At 67.7% G+C, this 22,581-nt stretch carries 22 protein-coding genes; 17 read left to right on the top strand and 5 right to left on the bottom strand.

Annotated elements, in window-relative coordinates; translation table 11 throughout:
- Positions 1-24: 24 nt before the first annotated feature.
- Both ACFP3H_RS02905 and ACFP3H_RS02900 read left to right on the top strand, forming a co-directional pair.
- A complete protein-coding gene (locus tag ACFP3H_RS02905; protein WP_378599054.1) occupies positions 25-1,062 on the top strand; it encodes an LLM class F420-dependent oxidoreductase in 1,038 nt (345 codons plus the stop codon).
- A 21-nt stretch (positions 1,063-1,083) separates the two neighbouring features.
- On the top strand, positions 1,084-2,607 hold the full coding sequence (locus ACFP3H_RS02900) for an acyl-CoA synthetase (protein WP_378599051.1): 1,524 nt from the start codon (positions 1,084-1,086) through the stop codon (positions 2,605-2,607).
- 3 nt (positions 2,608-2,610) lie between these two features.
- Here the strand turns inward: ACFP3H_RS02900 and ACFP3H_RS02895 are convergent, their stop codons facing one another.
- Positions 2,611-3,606, bottom strand: a complete 996-nt coding sequence (locus ACFP3H_RS02895) for a sigma-70 family RNA polymerase sigma factor (RefSeq protein WP_378599048.1) — start codon at positions 3,604-3,606, stop codon at positions 2,611-2,613.
- 129 nt (positions 3,607-3,735) lie between these two features.
- Between ACFP3H_RS02895 and ACFP3H_RS02890 the strand changes: the two genes are divergently transcribed.
- A complete protein-coding gene (locus ACFP3H_RS02890; RefSeq protein WP_378599045.1) occupies positions 3,736-4,152 on the top strand; it encodes a VOC family protein in 417 nt (138 codons plus the stop codon).
- Between the two features lie 4 nt (positions 4,153-4,156).
- On the opposite strand, the gene ACFP3H_RS02885 is transcribed toward ACFP3H_RS02890, so the two are convergent.
- Positions 4,157-4,939, bottom strand: a complete 783-nt coding sequence (locus ACFP3H_RS02885; RefSeq protein WP_378599042.1) for a crotonase/enoyl-CoA hydratase family protein — start codon at positions 4,937-4,939, stop codon at positions 4,157-4,159.
- A 74-nt stretch (positions 4,940-5,013) separates the two neighbouring features.
- Here ACFP3H_RS02885 and ACFP3H_RS02880 point away from each other — a divergent pair, with 74 nt between their 5' ends.
- Both ACFP3H_RS02880 and ACFP3H_RS02875 read left to right on the top strand, forming a co-directional pair.
- Complete coding sequence (locus ACFP3H_RS02880) at positions 5,014-6,654, top strand: acyl-CoA synthetase (protein WP_378599039.1); 1,641 nt, start codon at positions 5,014-5,016, stop codon at positions 6,652-6,654.
- Positions 6,655-6,674: 20 nt separating this feature from the next.
- Positions 6,675-7,046, top strand: coding sequence for a type II toxin-antitoxin system death-on-curing family toxin (locus ACFP3H_RS02875; RefSeq protein ID WP_378599036.1), 372 nt, complete (start codon positions 6,675-6,677; stop codon positions 7,044-7,046).
- 15 nt (positions 7,047-7,061) lie between these two features.
- Here the strand turns inward: ACFP3H_RS02875 and ACFP3H_RS02870 are convergent, their stop codons facing one another.
- Both ACFP3H_RS02870 and ACFP3H_RS02865 read right to left on the bottom strand, forming a co-directional pair.
- Positions 7,062-8,321, bottom strand: coding sequence for an acyl-CoA dehydrogenase family protein (locus ACFP3H_RS02870; protein ID WP_378599033.1), 1,260 nt, complete (start codon positions 8,319-8,321; stop codon positions 7,062-7,064).
- Positions 8,322-8,336: 15 nt separating this feature from the next.
- Positions 8,337-9,530, bottom strand: a complete 1,194-nt coding sequence (locus tag ACFP3H_RS02865) for an acyl-CoA dehydrogenase family protein (protein ID WP_378599030.1) — start codon at positions 9,528-9,530, stop codon at positions 8,337-8,339.
- A 154-nt stretch (positions 9,531-9,684) separates the two neighbouring features.
- Here ACFP3H_RS02865 and ACFP3H_RS02860 point away from each other — a divergent pair, with 154 nt between their 5' ends.
- The 12 genes from ACFP3H_RS02860 to ACFP3H_RS02805 all read left to right on the top strand — a co-directional run bounded on the left by ACFP3H_RS02860 (position 9,685) and on the right by ACFP3H_RS02805 (position 21,177).
- Positions 9,685-9,873 (top strand): ferredoxin, encoded by a 189-nt coding sequence (locus ACFP3H_RS02860; protein ID WP_378599027.1) that lies wholly within the window; start codon positions 9,685-9,687, stop codon positions 9,871-9,873.
- A 43-nt stretch (positions 9,874-9,916) separates the two neighbouring features.
- Entirely contained in the window at positions 9,917-10,813 is an 897-nt protein-coding gene (locus ACFP3H_RS02855; RefSeq protein ID WP_378599024.1) for a 3-oxoacyl-ACP reductase, read from the top strand.
- Positions 10,814-11,126: 313 nt separating this feature from the next.
- The gene (locus ACFP3H_RS02850; protein ID WP_378599021.1) at positions 11,127-11,891 is read left to right on the top strand and encodes an MlaE family ABC transporter permease; all 765 of its coding nucleotides are present in this window, start codon (positions 11,127-11,129) and stop codon (positions 11,889-11,891) included.
- Positions 11,891-12,742 carry an MlaE family ABC transporter permease gene (locus ACFP3H_RS02845; RefSeq protein WP_378599017.1) on the top strand — a complete coding sequence of 284 codons (852 nt, stop codon included), beginning with the start codon at positions 11,891-11,893 and terminating at the stop codon, positions 12,740-12,742. Before ACFP3H_RS02850 ends, ACFP3H_RS02845 begins: the two co-directional genes overlap by 1 nt.
- A gap of 4 nt (positions 12,743-12,746) precedes the next feature.
- On the top strand, positions 12,747-13,952 hold the full coding sequence (locus tag ACFP3H_RS02840) for an MCE family protein (protein WP_378599014.1): 1,206 nt from the start codon (positions 12,747-12,749) through the stop codon (positions 13,950-13,952).
- A complete protein-coding gene (locus ACFP3H_RS02835; protein WP_378599011.1) occupies positions 13,949-14,977 on the top strand; it encodes an MCE family protein in 1,029 nt (342 codons plus the stop codon). Before ACFP3H_RS02840 ends, ACFP3H_RS02835 begins: the two co-directional genes overlap by 4 nt.
- Positions 14,970-16,037, top strand: coding sequence for an MCE family protein (locus tag ACFP3H_RS02830; RefSeq protein ID WP_378599009.1), 1,068 nt, complete (start codon positions 14,970-14,972; stop codon positions 16,035-16,037). The genes ACFP3H_RS02835 and ACFP3H_RS02830 overlap by 8 nt, the downstream gene beginning before the upstream one ends.
- Positions 16,034-17,290 carry an MCE family protein gene (locus tag ACFP3H_RS02825; RefSeq protein ID WP_378599007.1) on the top strand — a complete coding sequence of 419 codons (1,257 nt, stop codon included), beginning with the start codon at positions 16,034-16,036 and terminating at the stop codon, positions 17,288-17,290. The genes ACFP3H_RS02830 and ACFP3H_RS02825 overlap by 4 nt, the downstream gene beginning before the upstream one ends.
- A complete protein-coding gene (locus tag ACFP3H_RS02820; RefSeq protein WP_378599004.1) occupies positions 17,287-18,507 on the top strand; it encodes an MCE family protein in 1,221 nt (406 codons plus the stop codon). The genes ACFP3H_RS02825 and ACFP3H_RS02820 overlap by 4 nt, the downstream gene beginning before the upstream one ends.
- On the top strand, positions 18,504-19,907 hold the full coding sequence (locus ACFP3H_RS02815; RefSeq protein ID WP_378599001.1) for an MCE family protein: 1,404 nt from the start codon (positions 18,504-18,506) through the stop codon (positions 19,905-19,907). Before ACFP3H_RS02820 ends, ACFP3H_RS02815 begins: the two co-directional genes overlap by 4 nt.
- Positions 19,904-20,695 (top strand): hypothetical protein, encoded by a 792-nt coding sequence (locus ACFP3H_RS02810; RefSeq protein ID WP_378598998.1) that lies wholly within the window; start codon positions 19,904-19,906, stop codon positions 20,693-20,695. The genes ACFP3H_RS02815 and ACFP3H_RS02810 overlap by 4 nt, the downstream gene beginning before the upstream one ends.
- Complete coding sequence (locus ACFP3H_RS02805) at positions 20,692-21,177, top strand: h domain protein (RefSeq protein WP_378598996.1); 486 nt, start codon at positions 20,692-20,694, stop codon at positions 21,175-21,177. Before ACFP3H_RS02810 ends, ACFP3H_RS02805 begins: the two co-directional genes overlap by 4 nt.
- Here ACFP3H_RS02805 and ACFP3H_RS02800 read toward each other — a convergent pair.
- A complete protein-coding gene (locus ACFP3H_RS02800; protein ID WP_378599645.1) occupies positions 21,164-22,552 on the bottom strand; it encodes a sensor histidine kinase in 1,389 nt (462 codons plus the stop codon). The genes ACFP3H_RS02805 and ACFP3H_RS02800 overlap by 14 nt on opposite strands.
- Between the last annotated feature and the right edge of the window lie 29 nt (positions 22,553-22,581).

The raw sequence follows: 22,581 nt of genomic DNA, 5'->3' as shown, positions 1-22,581 counted from the left end.
GGATTCGCCGAAAGGGCGCCGATCATGAAATTCGGACTGCAACTCGGATACTGGGGCGCGCAGCCGCCCGACGGGGTCGGCGAGCTGGTGACAGCGGCCGAGGAGACGGGGTTCGACGCGGTGTTCGCGGCCGAGTCGTGGGGGTCCGACGCCTTCGCCCCGCTGGCCTGGTGGGGGTCGCGGACCTCGCGCGTTCGCCTGGGGACCTCGGTCGCGCAGATGTCGGCGCGCACGCCCGCGGCCACCGCGATGCACGCGCTCACCCTCGACCATCTCAGCGGCGGGCGCGCGATTCTCGGGCTCGGCGTCTCGGGCCCGCAGGTGGTGGAGGGCTGGTACGGGCAGCCTTTCGCACAACCGCTGCGGCGCACGCGCGAGTACGTCGACATCGTGCGCCAGGTGTTCGCGCGCGAGGCCCCGGTGACCTCCGACGGCGACCACTACGGGCTGCCCTATCGCGGTCCCGACGCCACCGGCCTCGGGAAACCGCTCAAGCCGATCGTGCACCCGCTGCGCGCTGATCTGCCGATCTGGCTGGGTGCGGAGGGCCCGCGCAATATCGCGCAGACCGCCGAGATCGCCGACGGCTGGCTCGCGATCTACTTCGCGCCACGGCTGGCGGGGATGTACGACGAGTGGCTCGACGAGGGCTTCGCGCGGTCCGGCGCGCGCCGTTCACGCGCGGATTTCGAGATCGCGGCGAGCGCGCAGGTGGTGATCACCGACGATCCCGCCGCCGAGATCGAGCGGATGCGGTGGGTGAGCGCGCTCTACATCGGCGGAATGGGGGCGCCGGAGTTGAACTTCCACGCCCAGGTCTACCGGCGGATGGGCTACGGCAGGGAGGTCGACGAGATCTCGGCGCTGTTCCAGGCCGGGCGCAAGGCCGAGGCCGCGGCGGCGGTGCCCGACGAGCTGATCACCGACACCGCGATCTTCGGCGACGAGGCGCACGTGCGGACGCGTCTTCGGGAATGGGCGGACGCGGGCGTGACGATGATGCTGATCTCGGTCTCCGACGCGGACCAAATGCGTCGCCTGCAAACCCTTGTCGACCTGTAGAACACGTTCTAGATTTGAGGGGTGAGTGAGCAGACAGCGGAAGTTCTCGGACTGTGGAATATCGCCGCCGTCGATCCCCAGCGGATCGCCGTGGTCGACCCGGACGGCCGAGAGATCACCTATCGAGAATTGGCGGGCCTCGCCAACCGGTACGCGAACGGACTGCGCGGCATCGGATTGACGTCCGGTGACGTCGTGGTCAGCATGCTGCACAACGGCGTCGAGGCGATCGCCGCGTATTTCGCCGCCTACCAGGCCGGGCTCTACATCGTCGCGGTGAACTGGCACCTCACCGCACCCGAGATCGCCTACATCCTGGGCGACAGCGAGGCGTCGGCGTTCCTGGCGAGCGAGCGGTTCGCGGCGACCGCGTCCGAGGCCGCCGACCTGGCCGAGCTGCCCGCCGACACCCGGTTCGCGGTCGGCGCGGTGCCCGGCTTCCGGCCGGCGTCGTGGCTCGGCGCCGCCGACACCGGCCGCCCGTCGGACCGCTCGGTGGGCGCGCCGATGCTCTACACCTCGGGAACCACGGGGCGGCCCAAGGGAGTTCGTCGCCCCCTCACCGGGGCCGACCCGGATGTCGTTCCCGCCCCGAACAAGTCGTTCTTCGCCCTGTTCGACCTGGCGCCCTACGACGATCACGTGCACATCTGCGGCTCGCCGCTCTATCACACGGCCGTGCTGAACTTCTCCACCATCTCGATCCAGTTGGGGCACAAGCTCGTTCTGATGGATCGGTGGGATCCCGAGGACATGCTCGCGCTGATCGAACGCCACCGCGTGACGCACAGCCACATGGTGCCCACCCAATTCCACCGCCTGCTGGCTCTGCCCGAGGAGGTGCGCGCCCGCTACGACGTGTCCTCGCTGCGCAGCATGGTGCACGGCGCCGCGCCGTGTCCGCCGCAGACCAAGCGGCAGATGCTCGACTGGTGGGGGCCGGTCGTCACCGAGTACTACGCGGCCACCGAGGGCGGCGGCACGGTGATCGACGGGACCGCGTGGTTGGCCAAGCCGGGATCGGTGGGCCGGGCGTGGCCGTGGTCGGTGATCAAGGTGCTCGACGAGACCGACGGCACCGAACTGCCCGCGGGCAAGGAGGGCCTGGTCTACATGAAGATGGGCGCCTCGAGCTTCGAGTACCACCACGCCAAGGAGAAGACCGAGGAGGCGCGGGTGGGGGAGTTGTTCACCGTCGGCGACATCGGTTACCTCGACGAGGACGGCTACCTGTTCCTGTGCGACCGGCGCTCGGATCTGATCCTCTCGGGCGGGGTGAACATCTACCCGGCCGAGATCGAGGGCGTGCTGATGAGCCATCCGAAGGTCGCCGATGTGGCGGTTCTCGGTGTGCCCGACCCGGATTGGGGTCAGCAGGTGAAGGCGTTCGTGCAGCCGGTGGCCGACGCGGGCGACTTCACCGCGGAGCTGCTCGAGTTCGCCGCCGGGCAGCTGGCCAAGTACAAGCTGCCCCGCACGGTCGAATACCGCGCCGAACTACCCCGCGACCCCAACGGCAAGCTCTACAAGCGCCGCCTGCTGTAGCGCTCAGACGGGCTCGCGCCACTGCGGCTCGAGCCCGAACAGCGGGAACAGGCGCGCGGTGTCGAGGAAGAAGTTCAGCCCCGCGATGGTGTCGCCCTCGAGCTCGAGCACCGTGATCGACCACGGCACCCACACCCCCGGCTCTCCGCTGGGCTTGTAGTGGCCGAACGCCGGCGAGCCGTTGGCCCCGCCGAGCGGGACCAGCCGCGAATCGCGACACGCGCTGCCGGTGCTCAGCATGAACGCGGCCACGTTCTCCGGCCCCGAGATCCACAGCTCGAACGGCGGCATCGACAGCGCCACATCGGCTTTCAGCAGCGAGGTGAGTGCGTCCATGTCGTAGGCCTCGAACGCGGTGACGAAGTCGTCGATCAGCTTGCGCTGGCCCGCGTCGGCGGCGTCGAAACTGTCGGCGACGCTGGGCTGCACCTTCGACATGGTGGCTCTGGCCCGTTGCAGCGCGCTGTTCACCGAGGCGGGCGACATGGTGAGCGCCTCGGCGGTCTCGCTCGCGGAGAAGCGCAGCACCTCGCGCATGATCAGGATGGCGCGCTGGGTGGCGGGCAGGTGCTGGCAGGCCGCGACGAAGGCCAGGCGCAGGGTGTCTCTGGTCGAGGCGTGCTCGGCCGGGTCGGCGCCGAAGGCCAGCGCGTTCGGGATGGGTTCGATCCACACGTAGTCGGGCTGCGGCATGGGCAGGGGCGAATCCGGGCGGCCGGGCCCGTTGAGATCCATCGGTCTGGCCCGGCTCTGCGGGCGGTCGAGCATGTCCAGACAGATATTGGTGGCGATCTTGTACAGCCACGACCGCACGCTCGCGCGACCCTCGAACGAGTCGTAGGCGCGCCAGGCGCGGGTGAAGGTCTCCTGCACCGCGTCCTCGGCCTCGAACGAGGAACCGAGCATGCGGTAGGCGTACGCGCACAACTCGCGCCGATGGGACTCGAATTCGGCGAGCACGGCGGGATCGGGGCCGGTAGCGGTTGTGGCGTCGCTCATGTTTTTCACGATGCCACAGGGGTCCGACAAGTGACAGGGGTGCGGATCCGCGCGGGTGCGATGAGTTCTGACGGGCCGCCGCGTCTACATGAACGAGACCGCACACGACGCCCCGAAAGGCAGATTCCGATGAGCACCAAGATGATCTTCATCAACCTCCCCGTCGCCGACCTCGACCGCGCCAAGGGGTTCTACGAGGCCCTCGGCTGGAAGGTGAACGAGGACTTCACCGACCAGAACGCCGCCTGCATCGTCGTCGACGACAACATCTGCCTGATGTTGCTGACCAGGGACTTCTTCAGCACGTTCAGCAAGCGGCCGATCGCCGACACGAACGCGAGGATCGGCGCGGCGTACGCGCTGTCGCTGGGCAGCGCGACGGAGGTGGACGTACTCACCGACGCGGCGCTCGCGGCGGGGGCGACCGAAGAGGTCAACGACGACAAGAAGGCCCAGGAGGCCCAGGTGGGCATGCACGGGCGCACCTTCGTCGACCCCGACGGCCACCAGTGGGAGCCCTTCTACATGGACTACCCGGGGGCCTGAGCGCTCACGCGCCGGTGAAAACCGGCGCGCGCTTCTCGGCGAACGCCCTCGGCCCTTCCTTGGCGTCGGCCGACTTGAAGACCGCGGCACCCAGTTCGGCGTCGATCTTGAAGGCGTCGTTCTCGGGTAGGCCCTCGGTGGCGCGGATGGTCGCCAGGATCGCGCGGATGGCCACGGGGCCGTTGGCGGCGATCATGGCGGCGAGCTCGAGGGCCTTGTCCAGGGCGGTGCCGTCGGGGACCACGTGGCCGATCAGGCCGATCTCCTTGGCCTCGGGGGCCTTGATGTGGCGGCCGGTCAGCAGCAGATCCGCGGCGACGGTGTAGGGGATCTGGCGGGGGAGGCGCACGGCCGAGCCACCGAGGGGGAACAGGCCCCAACGTGGTTCGGAGACACCGAATTTCGCGCTCTCGCCCGCCACTCGGATATCGGTGGCTTGGAGGATCTCGGTGCCGCCCGCGATGGCCGGGCCTTCGACGGCGGCGATCAGCGGCTTGGTCAGGCGGCGGCCCTTGAGTAGGGCGTCGATGCGCGACAGGTCCCAGCCGCCGCCCTCGAAGGAATCGCCGGGGTGCTGGGTGGTCATCGCCTTGAGGTCGGCGCCCGCGCAGAACGCCCCGCCCGCGCCGGTCAGGATGGCCACGCGGATCTCGGGATCGCTGTCCACCTGGTCCCACGCGTCCCGCATGATCGCCATCATCTCGCCGGTCAGGGCGTTTCTGGCCTCGGGGCGGTTCATGGTGACGAGCAGGACGTGGTCGCGTTTCTCGACCAGGCAGTGCGGCATTGAAATCTCCTGACGTTCGGGCGCATTCGCCGAAAACCTTGTCAGAAACAGTAACACGTTCTATTTTTGACAGTGTGAGCTACAACATAGCCGATCTCGTCGAACACGCTGTCGACCTGATGCCCGACCGGATCGTGCTGGTCGGCGAACATCGTGAGTCGACCTACGCCGAACTGGAGGAGCGGGCCAATAAACTGGCCCACTACCTGCTCGAACAGGGTGTGCGTCCCGGCGACAAAGTCGGAATCTACTCCCGCAACACCGTCGAGGCCGTCGAAGCGATGGTGGCCGTATTCAAGGCGCGGGCGGTGATGATCAATGTCAATTACCGCTATGTCGAGAACGAGTTACTGCACATCTTCGACAACTCCGACATGGTGGCGCTGATCCACGAGCGCCGCTACACCGACAGGGTGGCGGCGGTGCGCGCGAAGGTGCCGGGGTTGCGGACGGTGATCGTCGTCGACGACGGCACCGACGCGCCCACCGCCGCCGACTCGATCGAATACGAAGCCGCGCTGGCGGATTCGTCCGGTGAGCGCGACTTCGGCGAACGTTCGCCCGACGACATCTACATGCTCTACACCGGCGGCACCACCGGCCTGCCCAAGGGCGTGATGTGGCGGCACGAGGACGTCTGGCGCGTCCTCGGCGCCGGCATCAACTTCGTCACCGGCGAGTACACCAAGGACGAATGGGAGCTGGCCAAGATCGGCGCGGCCAACCCGCAGATGGTGCGCTTCCCGATCCCGCCGATGATCCACGGTGGCTCGCAGTGGGCCACCTTCCACAGCCTGTTCGGCGGCGGCAAGGCGGTGATGATCCCGGAGTTCAGCGGGCACGGGGTCTGGCAGGCCGTGGACAAGCACGGCATCAACCTGATCTTCATCACCGGCGACGCCATGGCCAGCCCGATGCTCGACGCGCTCGCCGAAGGCAACCCGGAAACCGGTGCGCCCTACGACCTTTCGACCCTGTATGTGTTGGCCAGCAGTGCGGCGCTGTTCTCGCCCACCCTCAAGGACCGCTTCCTGGACATGCTGCCCAACCGCATGATCTCCGACTCCATCGGCTCCTCGGAAACCGGTTTCGGCGGCCTGTCCCTGGTCGCCAAGGGCGCCAACCACACCGGCGGCCCGCGCGTGAAGATCGACGCGGCCACCCAGGTCCTCGACGAGGACGGCAACCCCGTGGAACCCGGCTCCGGCGTGATCGGCGTGCTCGCCCGCAGCGGCCACATCCCCCTCGGCTACTACAAGGACGAGGCCAAGTCCGCGGCAACCTTCAAGGAGTACAACGGCATTCGCTACGCCGTCCCCGGCGACTACGCCCGCGTCGAGGAGGACGGCACGGTCACCATGCTTGGCCGCGGCTCGGTGAGCATCAACAGCGGCGGCGAGAAGATCTTCCCCGAAGAAGTGGAAGGCGCCCTCAAGTCCCACCCCGACATCGTCGACGCCCTGGTGGTCGGCGTCGACGACGACCGGTGGGGCCAACGAGTCTGCGCGGTGGTGCAGTGCCGCGGCGAGAACCGCCCCACCCTGGCCGACCTGAAACCGGTGCTGGCACAGGAGATCGCCTCCTACAAGCAGCCGCGCAGCCTGTGGTTCGTCGACGAGATCAAGCGCTCGCCCGCAGGCAAGCCGGACTACCGGTGGGCCAAGTCCCAGACCGAGCGACCTGCGGACGAGCACGCGGAGGCGGGGTCGTCGTAGGGTGGCACAATCGTGCAGCTGTGCTCGTTCCAGGCCGAAAACTGGCCTGGAACGAGCCGTTCCGCACGTTTATGCCACCCGATGTGCGTGACTACGGTCTGCTCGATTCCGCGTTGGCTCGACCGCAATCGAGTGTCTTCGGGCAGGACGCGTATCCCGACATCTGGGAAAAGGCTGCCGCGCTGATGGAATCTCTCGCCCGAAACCACGGCTTGATCGATGGGAACAAACGGCTCGCCTGGTACGCCACCTGGGTGTTCTCGCACCTCAACGGACATCCGCTCGACAACGAATTCGATGTGGATCAGGCCGAGGCGTTCGTCCTCGATGTCTGTCAGGGCAACATCGACGTCCCTGTCATCGCGAAGGACCTGGTTCGCTTCTCGCGGTGAACGCGGTGGTGCCGCTCACCTCGCCAGTTCCGTACCGAGGGCGAGGAGGTGGGCGGTGGCGGGGCCGAGGGCGAATTCTTGGTGTTTGGCGGCGGTGAAGTAGTTGTGGAGGGTGTGGTCTCGGTCGATGCCGAGGCCGCCGTGCAGGTGGACGGCGGTGTGGGCGACGCGGTGGCCCGCTTCGGCGGCCCAGAATTTGGCGATGTGGATGGACTCGGTGGCGGGGAGGTTCTCGGCGACGCGCCAGGCCGCCTGGGTGACGGTGAGGCGGAGGCCGCCGATGTCGATGTAGGCGTCGGCGAGGCGTTGGGCTACCGCTTGGAAGGCACCGAGGGGTTTGCCGAACTGTTCGCGGGTGCGGGTGTGTTCGGCGGTGAGTTCGAGGGCGCGTTCGAGGGTGCCGAGTTGGGTGGCGGCCAGGCCGAGCCAGGCTTGTTCGCGGAGCCAGGTGAGGATGGCGGCGCCGGTGTCGAGGGTGCCGAGGAGTTCGGCTGGGGTGGACTGGAATTCGACCAGGAACTCGGGGGAGTGGTCGACCACCTGCTGGGCGGTGAGCACGGCGGCCGACGGGTCGACCAGGAAGACGGCCGGCCGCCCGGATACCAACGCCGGGACCAGGATTCGCACGGCCCGGTCGGCATAGGGGACGGTGGTCGCGATGCCGGTCAGGGTCCAGTTGCTCGGGGACTCGGAGCCGGGGGAAGGAGCGGGTCGCTCGGCGATGATGGCGGCGGAGGGGACCGTGCCGGGATCGGCCGTCACGCCGGCGGGCGGGACTCCCGTGCCCGGGTCGGCGGACAGCGGTTCGGCCGGGGCGGTGGTCTGGACTACCTCGTCTGAGTGGGCGGCCAGCGGTTCGGTCGTGGCCAGGTCTCCCTCGCTCGAGCAGGCGGACAGCGGTTCGGCCAAGGCTGCGGACAGGATTGCCTCGCCAGACCCGGCGAGTGCCGCCAACTGCTGTTGGGCTTCGTTGCCGAAGCGGGCGAGCGCTCCGGCGCCGAGGACGATCGACCAGAGATACGGAACCGCCGCCACGGACCGACCCAGTTCACGCAGGATCGCGGTCTGCTCCATCGCGCCGAATCCGCTGCCGCCCAGCGAGTCCGGCAGAGCGGCGGCCAGCACCCCGGTCTCACCGAGGGCCTTCCACAACGGCTCGTCGAACCGCCCGACCACGTCGAGTTCGCGCAGGCGGTCGGCGGTGACGAGTTTGGCGCAGACCTCGGCGGTCAGCTGGGCGAGGTCGAGTTGGGCCTCGGTGGGGGTGAAATCCATGGGGGATACCGTCTTTCAGCGGGCGGAGGCGGGCTGGCGAAGGGCGGTCATGGCGATGATGTCGCGCTGGACCTCGTTGGTGCCGCCGCCGAAGGTGAGGATGAGGGCGGCGCGGTGCATGCGCTCGAGACGCCCGTGCAGTACCGCGCCGGGGGAGTCCTGGCGCAGATAGGCGACCGGGCCGACGACTTCCATCAGCAGCCGGTACGCCTCGGTGGCGAGTTCGGTGCCGTAGACCTTGCAGGCGGAGGCGTCCCACGGCTTGGGTGCCGCGTCGCCGCCCTGATCGGCGCGACTGGCGATCTCCCAGTTCAGCAGCTTCAGGTACTCGACCTTGGCGTGCACGCGGGCCAGATTCAGCCGCACCCACTCCTGGTCGATCACCCGCCTACCGTCCGAACCCGTCGTCGACCGCGCCCACTCGACCGTCTGCCCGACTGCCAGCGCGAGCGGACCGGCCGAGGTCAGCGCCACCCGTTCGTGATTGAGCTGATTGGTGATCAACGACCACCCGCCGTTCTCCGGGCCGACCAGCGAGGACGCGGGCACCCGCACGTCCTGGTAGTAGGTGGCGCTGGTGTCGGGCCCGGCCATCGTGTGCACCGGCGTCCAGGAGAAGCCCTCGGCATCGGTCGGCACGATGAGCATGCTGATGCCCTTGTGCTTCTTGGCATTCGGGTCCGTGCGCACCGCCAGCCAGAGGTAGTCGGCGTAGGCGATGAGGCTGGTCCACATCTTCTGCCCGTTGATCACGTAGTCGTCGCCGTCGCGCACCGCCGAGGTGCGCAGCGAGGCGAGGTCGGTTCCGGCACCGGGCTCGGAATAGCCGATGGCGAAATGCAATTCGCCCGCCGCGATGCGGGGTAGGAAGAACTTCTTCTGCTCCTCGGACCCGTACTGCATGATCGTCGGTGCCACGGAGTTGAGCGTGAGGAACGGCACCGGCGCACCGGCGATGGCCGCCTCCTCGACGAAGATCAGCTGATCCATCGTCGTACGGTCTTGGCCCCCATACTCTTTCGGCCAGCTCAGGGTGAGCCAACCGTCGCGCCCCATCTCGCGCACCACGTCGCGATACACCGTGCCCGCGCCGTATTCGCCGGTCTGCATGCTCAGGGCCGCGCGCCGCTGCGGCGTCATCAGCCCGGCGAAATATTCGCGCAGCTCGGCGCGCAATTCTTCCTGCTTGGGCGTATACGCCACGCGCATGCTGCTACCTCGTTCTCGCGCTGAAAGGTCGACCTCGATCATTGCATACGAACTGAAACATGTTCCAGTATTGATGTGCATTCGGTGCCGGTTCCGCCGCGCGGAGCACCCCCGCCGGGTTAGTGTCGCGCAAGTCGTGTGGAAGGAAGTTCTCATGAAGATCATCGTCGATTTCGACCGCTGCGAGGCGAACGGAATCTGTGTCGGAATCGCCCCTGACATGTTCGAACTCGATGACGACGACCAGCTGACCGTCGTCGAGGGCGACCTCGCGCCCGATCGACTCGGTGAGGCCGAGGAGGCGGTGGCGCAGTGTCCGAAGGCCGCGCTGAGGTTGTCGTGATCGACCCTTGTCGAATGGTGGAACACGTTCTAGAGTCGGGCCGATGACGCAGAATTCACTGGACGGCCGGGTCGCCATCGTGACCGGCGCGGGCGCCGGACTCGGCCGGGCCGAAGCCGTCGCGCTGGCCGCGGCGGGTGCGGCGGTGGTGGTCAACGACCTCACCGAGGAGGCGGCCGCGCAGACCGTCACCGCGATCCGCGAGCTCGGCGGCAAGGCCGAGTTCGTCGGCGGCTCCATCGCCGACCGGGCCACCGCCGACGCGCTGATCGCCACGGCCGACGATGCGCTCGGCGGCCTCGACATCGTGGTCAACAACGCCGGCATCACCAGAGATCGCATGCTGTTCAACATGTCCGACGAGGACTGGGACGCGGTGATCGCGGTGCACCTGCGCGGCTACTTCCTGCTCTCGCGCAACGCCGCCGCCTACTGGCGGGGCAGGTCAAAGGCGGCAGGCGAACCGGTCTACGGTCGGTTGATCAACACCTCCTCGGAGGCGGGTTTGCTCGGACCGGAAGGACAGGCCAACTACGGCGCCGCGAAGGCCGGCATCACCGCGCTCACCCTGACCGCGGCCCGCGCACTACAGCGATATGGCGTGCGCGCCAACGCGATCTGCCCCCGGGCCCGCACCGCGATGACCGAGTCGGTCTTCGCGCAAGCGCCCGACGGCGTCGTCGATCCGCTGGCACCCGAGCATGTCGCCAAGCTCGTCGCCTACCTCGCCTCGCCCGCCGCCGACGCCGTCACCGGCCAGGTCTTCGTCGTCTACGGCCCGATGGTGGCGCTGATGGCCGCCCCGACCGTCGAGCGGCGCTTCGACGCGGCGGGCGCGGAGTGGTCCGAGGAATCGCTGGCGGAAACCCTGAATGACTATTTCGCCGAGCGACCCGCGGATCACACTTTCTCGGCCCGAGAACTCCGCGATCTCGGTTGACCTGTTTGCCCGAAGTTGGCCCGCCCGTCCTCGGGGCGCACCCCGCATTCCAGATCTGTTGATCAGCAGTCCAGGTGTTGGTAGACATGATCGTCGGGGTGTGTGGTGCCTCACAGGAGGGTGGGTGAACGCGGGCAGTAGTCGTTTCAGTTACCGCGTCGAATCACGGGAAAAAGTCCTGGTCCGAGTCTCCGCAATCGGCGGACACTAGCGGGAACGTGTTCTAGTCTTTGGGCAGTCTTCAGATCGGGGTGGCGGTGGAGTACGGATACGCGGACCAATCGGTTCGCCCGTCGAACGAGGAGGATTCGGTATGAACAACCTCCTTGCTGTCCCGTTGCGGGCGGTCGGCGGATTCTTCGAACTCGGCGCGGAAGTTGCTCGCGCTTCTTTCCGCAGACCGTTCCAGTGGCGCGAATTCGTCGACCAGTCCTGGTTCGTCGCCCGCGTCTCGATCGTGCCGACCCTGCTCGTGGCCATCCCGTTCACGGTGCTGGTGGTCTTCACCCTCAATATCCTGCTGCGCGAGATCGGCGCCGCCGACCTCAGCGGCGCGGCGGCCGCGTTCGGCGCCGTCACCCAGGTCGGCCCGATCGTCACCGTGCTGATCGTGGCAGGCGCGGGCGCCACCGCGATCTGCGCCGACCTGGGCGCACGCACGATTCGCGAAGAGATCGACGCGATGAAAGTCCTCGGCATCGACCCGGTCAGCCGGTTGGTCGTGCCCCGGGTGCTCGCGTCGATGTTCGTGGCGCTGATGCTCAACAGCCTGGTGTGCACCATCGGCATCGCCGGCGGCTTCGTGTTCTCGGTGTTCCTCCAGGGCGTGAATCCCGGCGCGTTCGTCAACGGCATTCCGCTGCTGACGAGCCTGCCCGAACTGATCATCTCCGAAATCAAGGCGGGCCTGTTCGGTCTGATCGCCGGAATGGTGGCCTGTTATCTCGGGCTCGGCGTCAAAGGCGGACCCAAGAGTGTCGGTGACGCGGTGAACCAAACGGTGGTCTTCGCCTTCATGGCGCTGTTCGTGGTGAATGTGGTCGTCACCGCCATCGGCCTGAAATTCACGGTGCGGTGATGGCCTTCATCGTTCGCAGCAAGTTCCCGCGCACGGTCCGTCGATTCGACCGGATCTCGAATTCGGCTGACTCCCTCGGTAATCAGGCCATCTTCTACGTCAAGGCGCTCGGCTCGGTACCGCGCGCACTGGTGCACTACCGCACCGAAACCATCCGGCTCATCGCCGAGATCAGCATGGGCAGCGGCGCGCTGGCGGTGATCGGCGGCACCGTGGTGATCGTCGGCTTCTTGACGCTGATGGCGGGCGGCACCATCGCGGTGCAGGGTTACAGCTCGCTCGGCAACATCGGCGTCGAGGCGCTCACCGGGTTCTTCGCCGCGCTGATCAATGTGCGTATCGCGGCGCCGGTGATCTCCGGCATCGGCCTGGCGGCCACGATCGGCGCGGGCGCGACCGCCCAGCTCGGCGCGATGCGGGTGGCCGAGGAGATCGACGCGCTGGAATCGATGGCCATCCGGCCGATTCCGTTCCTGGTCGGCACCAGGGTGCTGGCGGGCATGATCGCGATCGTGCCGCTCTACGCGCTCGCGGTGATCGCCTCGTTCATCGCCAGCCGCTTCGCGACCGTGGTGATCTACGGGCAGTCGGGCGGGGTCTACGACCACTACTTCTCGACGTTCCTCATCCCGAGCGACATTCTCTGGTCGTTCGGGCAGGCGATGGTGATGGCGCTGGCGGTGATGCTGATCCACACCTACCACGGCTTCCACGCCGCGGGCGGTCCGGTGGGCGTCGGTGTCGCGGTGGGTAATGCGGTGCGCTCGTCGCTGATCGCGGTGGTCACGGTGACGCTGCTGATCTCGCTGGCCATCTACGGCACCTCCGGCAACTTCCACCTCTCGGGATAGCGCGATGAACACTGCACGGATCGTTGCCGCCCTGCGGGGCGGGCTCGGGCGCAAGCTCGCCGCGCTCACGCTGGTCGGTCTGCTCGTGGGGCTCGTGGCCTTCGCGTTCGCGATGTTCCAGGGTGCGTTCACCGCGACCGCGCAGGTGCTGGTCGACGCCCCCCGCTCGGGCCTGGTACTCGATCGTGACGCCAAGGTGAAGGTGCGCGGCGTCGAGATCGGCCGGGTCGCCGAGATCAACTGGCGCGACGACAGCGCCCAGCTGCTGCTCGAGGTCGACCCGGACCAGTTGAAACTGGTGCCGTCGAACGCGGGTGTCGATATTCGTTCGACCACGGTGTTCGGTGCCAAGTATGTGAATTTCGTTGTCCCCGACAAGCCTTCGTCGAGTTCGCTGAAGCCCGGCAGCACGGTCGCGGCGAGTGCGGTGACGGTGGAGTTCAACACCCTGTTCCAGCATCTGTCCGATGTGCTCGCCCAGGTGGAACCGGAGAAGCTCAACGCCACGTTGACCGCCCTCGGCACCGCCTTGCAGGGGCGCGGCGAGAAGTTCGGCGACCTGCTGGTCCGCTCGGACGGCTATCTGCGGGAGATCAACCCGTATCTGCCCACGCTGCAACAGGATCTGGACAAGACGGGTCAGGTGACCGACATCTACGCCGATTCCTCCGGCGCGTTGCTGCGCACGGTGGACAACGCGACGGTGACCTCGAAGACACTGTCGGAGTTGCGAGCTCAGCTCGACGAGGTGCTGGTGAACGTGATCGGGCTGTCCGACACAACAGGAGCGGTGTTGCGGGAGAACGAAACTCAGCTCGTCACCGCGCTGGATCTGCTGCGCCCGACGACCGGCCTGCTGTTCGAATACGCGCCCGCGCTGGCCTGCATCATCAACGGCCTCGGCCCGATCATGCCGTTGGCCGAGGAAGTATTCGGCGGCATCCTGCCCGGCGTCGGCATGAACGCCTCGCTCATGCCCGGCTCCAAACCCTACTCCTACCCGAAGGACCTACCCAAGGTGAACGCCACCGGCGGACCGCACTGCGACGGCGTGGTCACTCGGGCGCCGGACAGCCACTCGAACTATGTGGTGACCGATACCAGCGAGGGCGGCCCGTACGTTCCGAGCACCGAGCCGCTCGGCTTGAACGACAAGGCGCCCAAGGTGTTCCAGCTCTTGCTGGAAGGACTGCCGGGAGTGACACGGTGAGGAACACGGCGACGACGGTCAAGCTCGCGATCTTCACCGTGGTGATGACGCTGGTGTTCGCCGGCTTGGCGATCGTGCTGAGTCAGGCGCGATTCTCCAGCGAGAACGGGTACAGGGCGGTGTTCACCAACTCCTCGGGCATGCTGCCGGGCTCGAAGGTGCGCATCGCGGGTGTGCCGGTCGGCTCGGTGACCTCGGTGCGGGTCGGCGACGACGATCTCGCGCACGTGGAGTTCGACGTGGACACCAAGTACTCCGTGCTGTCGAGCACCCGCCTGGCGATCAAGTACGAAAACCTGGTCGGTGACCGGTATCTGGAGCTGAAGGAAGGACCCGGGTCCCCACGACAGCTGCCCGCGGGTTCCACCATCGGTACGGAGCAGACCTCGCCCGCGCTGGACCTCGACCTGCTGCTCGGCGGGTTCAAACCGCTGCTGCGTGGGCTCGATCCCGGCCAGGTGAACGACCTGACCTCGGCGCTGCTACAGATCTTCCAGGGTCAGGGCGGCACGCTGGTCTCGCTGCTCAACAGCGGCGGCAGCTTCTCCACCACCCTCGCCGACCGTGATGCCCTGATCGGCAGCGTGATCGACAACCTGAACACCGTGCTGGCCACCATCGACGATCGCGACGAACAGTTCGCCACCACGATCGACGAACTACAGCGCCTGGTCAGCGGATTGGCCGCCGAACGCGACCCGATCGGCGACGCGCTACCCCGAATCGCCGGTGCGACACAGGAACTCAACGACCTACTGACCACCGCCCGGCCCGACCTGCGCGACACGATCGAGCAGACCGGCAGGCTGGCCACCAACCTCGACAACGGCTCGGAGCACCTCCAGTGGGTGCTCGAGAAGCTGCCGCAGACCTACAAGCAACTCGTCCGCGTCGGCGCCTACGGCTCGTTTCTCCAGCTCTACATCTGCGGCACCAACCTCGTCGTCGACGGCCCGAACGGCCAGCCGATGGAAGTGAAGATGCCGGGTCTGCAGGCCACCGGAAGGTGTACGCCCAATGAGTGAGAAGAAGTCGTCGACCGCCACCATCGGCATCGTCGGCATCGTGCTGGTGGTGACGATCTCGCTGGCCACCCTGCAGTACACCAAGCTGCCCTTCCTTCGCACCGGCGCGACCTTCACCGCGTTCTTCGTCGACGCGGGCGGGCTGGTGCCGGGCGACCCGGTGCATGTGGCCGGGGTGCGTTCCGGCGAAGTCGACCAGGTGTCGCTCGACGGTCCGAAGGTACTGGTGAAGTTCACCCTCGACGAGTCGATCGTGTTGGGCCGCAAGACTTCCGCCGCGATCAAGACCAACACGGTGCTCGGTCGCAAGTCCCTGGATGTGGTGCCGACCGGCGAGGGCGCGCTGCGTACCGCCGACACCATCCCGCTCGACCGGACCACCTCGCCGTACTCGCTCAACGAGGCGCTCAGCGACCTCGGCGCGACCGTCCGCGATCTCGACCTCGATCAGGTCGACCAGACCCTCGACACCCTCTCGGCGGCCTTCGCGGATACGCCCGGCCCGCTGCGCCACGCCCTCGACGGCGTCACCGCGCTCTCGCGCAGCATCAATACGCGCGACCAGGCGCTCACCGATCTGCTCGGTCGGGCACAGAACGTCACCAAGGTCCTGGCCGACCGCAGTTCGCAGCTCAACGCGCTGCTGCTCGACGGCAACAATCTGCTCGGCGAACTCGACAACCGCCGCGCCGCCATCAACCAGCTCATCGTCTACGTCGACTCGGTCGCCAAGCAGCTGTCCGGGCTGGTCGCCGACAACGAGGCGCAGCTGAAACCCGCACTGGACCGGCTCAATTCGGTGCTCGGCCTGCTGCAACGCAACAGGGAGAACCTGACGGAGGCGCTCGAAGGGATCGGCCCCTACGCCTCGGCGCTCGGCGAGCAGGTCGGCAACGGTCCGTGGTTCAACGCCTACGTGGTCAACGCGACGAGTACCGAGCTGCGGCCGCTGGTGGACGCGCTGGTCTGGCCCGAGCACCTGCCGCAGGACCTGATCGACATCTTCACGCATCCGACGCCGCCGAGCATCGTGCCGACCGAGGAGGATCCGCCGCGATGAGCATCGCATCCACAGTGCGCGGCGTGCCGCGTTGGGCTCTGGCCGTCGCCGCGGTGGTGATCGTCGCACTGGTCGCGGTCGGGGTCTACGTCACCCTCGGTATCGGCAAGACCAGGGTCACCGCCGCCTTCGCCTCGACCACCGGCCTGTACGAGGGCGACGAGGTGCGGATGCTCGGCGTCACGATCGGCAAGATCGACGCGATCGAGCCGGGCGAGGGCCGGGTGCAGGTGCGGATGTCGGTCGACCGTGGCATCGACCTGCCCGCCGACGCGCGCGCCGTGCTCATCGCGCCCTCGCTGGTGTCGGCCCGGTTCATCCAGCTCGCGCCCGCCTACAACGGTGGCCCCAAGCTGGCCGACGGTGCGCAGATTCCCATCGAGCGCACCGCGGTGCCGGTGGAGTGGGACGACATCAAGGCCGAACTCTCCAATCTCGCAACGGCTCTCGGTCCGGTCGGTGATGACGAGCAGGGTTCTTTCGGGCGTTTCGTCGACACCGCCGCGAACAACCTCGACGGCAACGGGCAGAAGTTCCGTGACACCCTGCGCGAGCTGTCCGCGACGCTGAATACGTTGTCCGACGGGCGAACCGACCTGTTCGGCACCATCCGCAACCTGCAGAAGTTCGTCGAGGTGCTCTCGGCGAGCAACGAGCAGATCGTGCAGTTCGGCGGCCGCCTCGCCTCGGTGGCCTCGGTCCTTGCCGGTGCGTCGCAGGAGCTGGGCGCGGGGCTGGAGAGCCTGGATGTGGCGCTCGCCGATGTGAAGCGCTTCCTCGACGGCAGCGGTGCCGAGCTCACCGACGGCGTCGAGCGGCTCGCCGATGTCACCCAGATACTGGTCGACAAGCGGCCCGAGATCGAACGACTGCTGCATTCCGCGCCGACCGCGCTGGTCAACTTCTACCAGATCTACAAGCCTGCCCAGGGTTCGTTGAGTGGCTCGGTGGCACTGAACAATACGGCCAGCCCGCTGACATTCCTCTGTGGTTCCATCCGCGCGCTCGAACACAACGAATCGGACCGGTCGGCGGATCTGTGCGCGGAATTCATCGCGCCGGTGATCAGTTCGCTGGCGATGAACTACGCGCCGATCATGCTCAACCCCGTCGGCGGCGCGCAGGCCCTGCCCGGCCAGTTGACCTACAGCCCACCGAGTTTGGCCGGTGCGGTGCCGTCCGAGCAGCCGACAGCGCCGATCTCGGTGCCGAACGGGCTTGCCGGACTCGCGGTTCCAGGAGGACAACGATGAGGTCCCAACGCATGCTCGCGGGGTTGGCGGTGGGTGTCGCCGTGACGCTCGGCGCGACCGGCTGTCAGTGGGACGGGCTGAACTCGCTCCCCATGCCCGGCTCCGAGGGCACTGCCCCCGGTTCGTACACCGTGCGGATCCAAATGCCCAATGTCACGACGCTGACCCGTAATTCGCCGGTGCGGGTGGACGACGTCGAGGTCGGCAATGTCACCGGGATCGACGTCGAGGGCTGGCACGCGCTGGTCACGGTGTCGCTCAATCCCGAGGTGCGGTTGCCCGCCAACGCGATCGCCAAGATCGGGCAGACCAGCCTGCTCGGCAGCAATCACGTCGAACTGTCCGCGCCTACCGACGTGCCCGCACAGGGCCAACTGCGAAACAACGACGTGATCCCGCTCGAGCGGGCCGGCGCGTTCCCGACCACCGAGCAGGTGCTGTCCTCGCTGTCGGTCGTGCTCAACGGCGGCGGCATCGCCCAGCTCGAGACCATCACCAGGGAGATGAACGCGGCCCTCAACGGTCGCGAGGCCGAGATCGCCGACCTGTTGCCCCAGCTCAACGCGCTCACCACCGGCCTGGACAAGCAGACCGGCGACATCATCGCCGCGATGAACGGCCTGGACCGGCTCGCGGGCAACCTCGCCGACCAGAAGGACGTACTGGCCCGCGCGATCGACGAGATCCACCCCGCGCTGACCGCGCTCGCCGACCGCACGGCCAACATCACCAGGGCACTCACCGCGCTGGGCGAGCTCAGCGATGTCACCGAGCGGGTCATCCGGACCAGCGGTGACGACCTGAAGGCCAACCTCGCCAGCCTCGGCCCGGTGCTCCAGACCCTGGCCGACACGGGCACCAACCTCATCGACGCGATGGGCATCATTCCCTCCTTCCCGTTCCCGATCAAGAACATCGGCAACGCGATCAAGGGCGACTACCTCAACCTCTACATCACCTTCGACCTGACCGGTAAGCGCCTGGACACCAACTGGCTCACCGGCACTCCGCTCGGCGGCCGCTTCGGTGGTGTCGAGGGCGTGCTCGGCAGTTTCGCGCCGTCGACGGCGACCGACGCCGGCGATCCGACCAAGCTGCCGCCGGCGCCGAGCGCGGCACCGACGCCGACCCTGCCCGGACTCCCCTCGATCCCCGGCCTGCCCGCCATCCCCGGAATCACCGTGCCGCTGCCCGGCCAGGAAGGGGCGGGACGATGAAGCTCACCAGGTTCGTCCACGTTCAGCTCGCGGTCTTCGCGGTCCTCACCGTGATCGGTCTCGTCGTGATGGGCGGGACATACATCCAGCTACCGGCGATGTTCGGGATCGGCCGCTATGGCGTGACGGTCCAGCTCGCCGCCACCGGCGGGCTGTATCCGACCGCCAATGTCTCCTACCGCGGCACCAATATCGGCAAGGTCGAGGCGGTGCGGCTCACCTCGGCCGGGGTCGAGGCGGACCTGTCGATCGACAGTGACTACAAGGTGCCGTCGGACTCGACCGCCTGGGTGCGCAGTGTTTCGGCGATCGGCGAGCAGTACGTCGACCTGGTGCCCGAGGCCGATGCCGGCTCCGGCGAGCTGCGCGACGGTTCGGTGATCCCGGTCCAGCGCACCCGGCTGCCCCAGGATGTCGGGTCGCTGCTCGACCAGACCGACAAGCTGCTCTCGACCGTCGCCGATACCCGGTTGCGCCAGGTGATCGACGAGGCCTTCCGGGCCTTCGACGGCGCGGGCCCCGACCTGCAGCGGTTCATCGACTCGGCGGCGCTGCTGGTGCAGCAGGCCGAAACCGATGTGGAGCCGACGAAGAAGCTCCTGGACCAGATCGGCCCGCTGCTGGACACCCAGATCAGGACCGAGGCCGATATCCGTTCCTGGACAGCGGATCTCGCAGTACTCACCGACCAGCTCCGCGAGTCCGACCCGACGCTACGAAACCTGTTGCACAACAGCCCTTCCGCGATGCAGAAGGTGAACGAGCAGTTCCAGAGTCTGCGTCCGACGTTGCCGCTGCTGGCGGGCAATCTGGTGAGCCTCGGTCAGGTCGGCGTGACGTATCACGCTGGTGTCGAACAACTTCTGGTCGTCTTCCCGCCGCTGATCGCGGCATTGCGGACGATCCTGCGCGGACCAACCAGGTACGGCGCGATGGTCGACTTCATGACCGTGGTCCACGACCCACCCGCCTGCACCACCGGCTTCCTGCCCCCCGACCAGTGGCGGGAGCCGAGCGACTTCAGCCCGATCGATACGCCGGAAGGGTTGTACTGCAAGGTGGCTCAGGACTCCCCGATCGAAGTGCGCGGTATCCGCAACAGTCCGTGCATGGAGTATCCCGGTGTCCGGGCACCCACCCCCGAACTGTGCCGGACCGGATACGTGCCGCAGGGCACGAACCCGCCGTACGGCGCGCCGCAGCCGGTCGCCCCGGCCTCGGCACCGATCGGCGCGCCCACCGGTGGGGTCACCCCCGCCGCCGCGCGCCCCTACGACCCGTCCACCGGCAGTTATCTGGGTACGGACGGGCGCATGTACCGCCAAGGTGATATCGCCGCCGACGGATCGGGGACCGTCCCGGCCAGCTGGCAGGCGATGTTGGAGGAGCAGCAACGATGAGTGAGAACAGCAGTCGCCGGCCGCGTCGGCGGGCAGCACGGTCGGCGGGTCCGCCGGTGGGGGATGGGGTGGTCGTCGAACCGATGAAGTCCGCGGTGGCGGCGAAACTCGACAAGGCGACTGCTGCCGAACCGGCGACGGATGCCGCGGCGAGTAGCGCCGATGTCGATACGGCGGTCGCGAGAGGTGCTGTGGCGGCGAAGGGTACCGATGCGGCGGTCGTGGAACTGACGAAGTCGGACGTGGTGTCCGAGGACATCGACGACGATTCCGCCGAGCTCGACGACGAAGACGCGAAGCTGACGCGACTCGGCCACATCATCGGGCTCGCGGCCGCCGCGGTGCTGGTGTTGGCGCTGGTCGTGGGCGCCACGTTCACCGCGCTCGCCGCCCGATCGGGCAGCCAGGACGAGAAACTGCGCGCGCAGTACACCCAGACCGCGCGGCAGGCGGTCATCAACCTGACCACCATTCGCGCCGACTCCGCCAAGGAGGACATCGACCGGATCCTGTCGGTGGCCTCGGGGGAGTTCAAGACCGAGTTCGACGGTCGCGTCGAGCCGTTCATGGATGTGGTGAAGCAGGCGAAGGTCGTCTCCAGCGGCGAGGTCGTCGAGTCGGGGATCGAGTCGGTCGATGAGAACTCGGCGAAGGTGCTGGTCGCCGCGAAGCAGATGGTGAGCAATACCGGGTCGGCCGAACCGCAGGCTCGCCAGTACCGCTTCCGGATCACTGTGTCGAAGGGCGATACCGGGATGACCGTGTCGAAAGTGGAGTTCGTGGGATGAGCAAGCACATCAAGATCCTCTTCGGCGCCCTCGCCGCCACCGGCTTGCTCGCGGCTATCGTTCTGGGCGTCAGCGGTTTTCAACTGTGGAACCAGGGCCGGACCGAGCAGGCGCGCACCGACGCGATGAGCACCGCCGCCCGCACGGTGAGCGCGATGTTCACCTACGAACCCGCCACCGTCGACACCGAATTGCCAAGAGCAGCCGAGAATCTCACCGAAGACTTCCGGGCCGAGTACCTGAAGCTGATCCAGCAGGCCATCGCGCCGGGCGCCAAGGAGAAGCAGCTCACCGTCAAGGCCACCACCCAGGCCGAGGGTGTGGTGTCGGCCGACCCCGAACACGCCGTCGTGCTGCTGTACCTGAATCAGCTGACCACCAGCAAGGATTCACCCCAGGGCACCACCTCGGGCAGCCGCGTGCGCGTCACCCTGGACAAGTCCGACAACCGCTGGCTGGTCGCCCAGGTCACCCCGATCTGAGGTCCCCGCGCGGCAGCCGCACGGTGAAGACCGTGCCCACGCCGAGCGTGCTCGTCACCTCGACCGTGCCGTCGTGGGCGGTGACCAGCGCTCGGACGATGGACAACCCCAACCCGGTGCCGCCGCTGGCACGGGTCCGGGACGTATCGGTGCGGTAGAAGCGCTCGAAGACGTGCTCGGCCTCGGCCTGTTCCAGGCCGGGACCGGTGTCGACGACCTCGAGCCGGACCTCGTCGGCGGCGGGAGTCAGGCGCACGGTGATCGAGGTCCCGTCGGGGGTGTGGGTGCGCGCGTTGTCGAGCAGATTGGTAAGGACCTGACGTAGGCGGTGCTCGTCGCCGAGAACTTCGAGAGTTCCCTCGCCCTCGGCGATGTCGAGGGTGATCGGGTGCCGCTGCCCCTCGGCGGCCTCGACCGCGCGGGCGCTGTGCACCGCGTCCCCGGCCAATCCGAGCAGGTCGACGGTCCCCCGCGCGATCGGGCGCTGGGCATCGAGGCGGGCCAGCATGAGCAGGTCCTCCACCAGCACACCCATCCGCTGGGCCTCGTGCTCGATGCGGTGCATGAACATGGCCGGGTCGGCGGTCGCACCCTGGCGGTAGAGCTCGGCGAAGCCGCGAATGGTGGTGAGCGGCGTGCGCAGTTCGTGGCTGGCGTCGGCGACGAAACGACGCATCGTCGCCTCGGAATCACGCGCTGCGGTCTCGGAAGCCTCGGTCGCGGCGAACGCCTGCTGGATCTGGGTGAGCATGCTGTTGAGGGACTGCGACAGCCGGTCCACCTCGGTCGTACTGCCACGCACCGGGATTCGATGATGGAGTTCGCCGCCCGCGATCGCCGCGGCCGTCGCCTCCACGCGATCGAGCGGGCGCAGACTGCCGCGCACCACGAAATACGCGGCGATCGCCAACGCGAGCAGCACGGCCGCACCGACGATCAATTGCAGCACAACGAGATTGCGCACCGTCTCGGCGTTCTCGGCCAGCGGCCAGGCGACCGTCGCCGTCGAGCGGTGCCCGTTCACCGTCAACACCCGCCACTGATCGTCGGCGTCACCGACCGAGCCGACCGTAACCGGTTGCGACGCGGGCGGATTCGGTAGATCCGGCTCCGCGTCGGTGCCGAAGACATTGTCCAGCCGTACAGTTCGCGTCCCATCCGAACTCTGCGCCGTGACGAAATAGCGCCCCGGCGGCTGCCCGGACGCCGACGACGGCGGCGGCAGGTTCGGCGCGGGCAACCCGACCCGCCGCTCCCACTCCATCGCCGCGTCCACCAGCTGCTGATCGGTGCGATTCTCCAGCGAAGTCTCCATCGCCTTCGTCACCACCACACCCGAGGTGACCAACCCGAATCCGGCCAGCGCCACCAGCATCAGCACCAGCGTGACCCGCAGCGGCAGCC

Origin of the sequence: Nocardia lasii (genome assembly GCF_042658545.1) — a bacterium.
Classification (GTDB): Bacteria; Actinomycetota; Actinomycetes; order Mycobacteriales; family Mycobacteriaceae; genus Nocardia; species Nocardia lasii.
The sequence above is the reverse complement of the archived record's forward strand: the minus strand, read 5'-3'. Positions and strand labels throughout refer to the sequence as shown.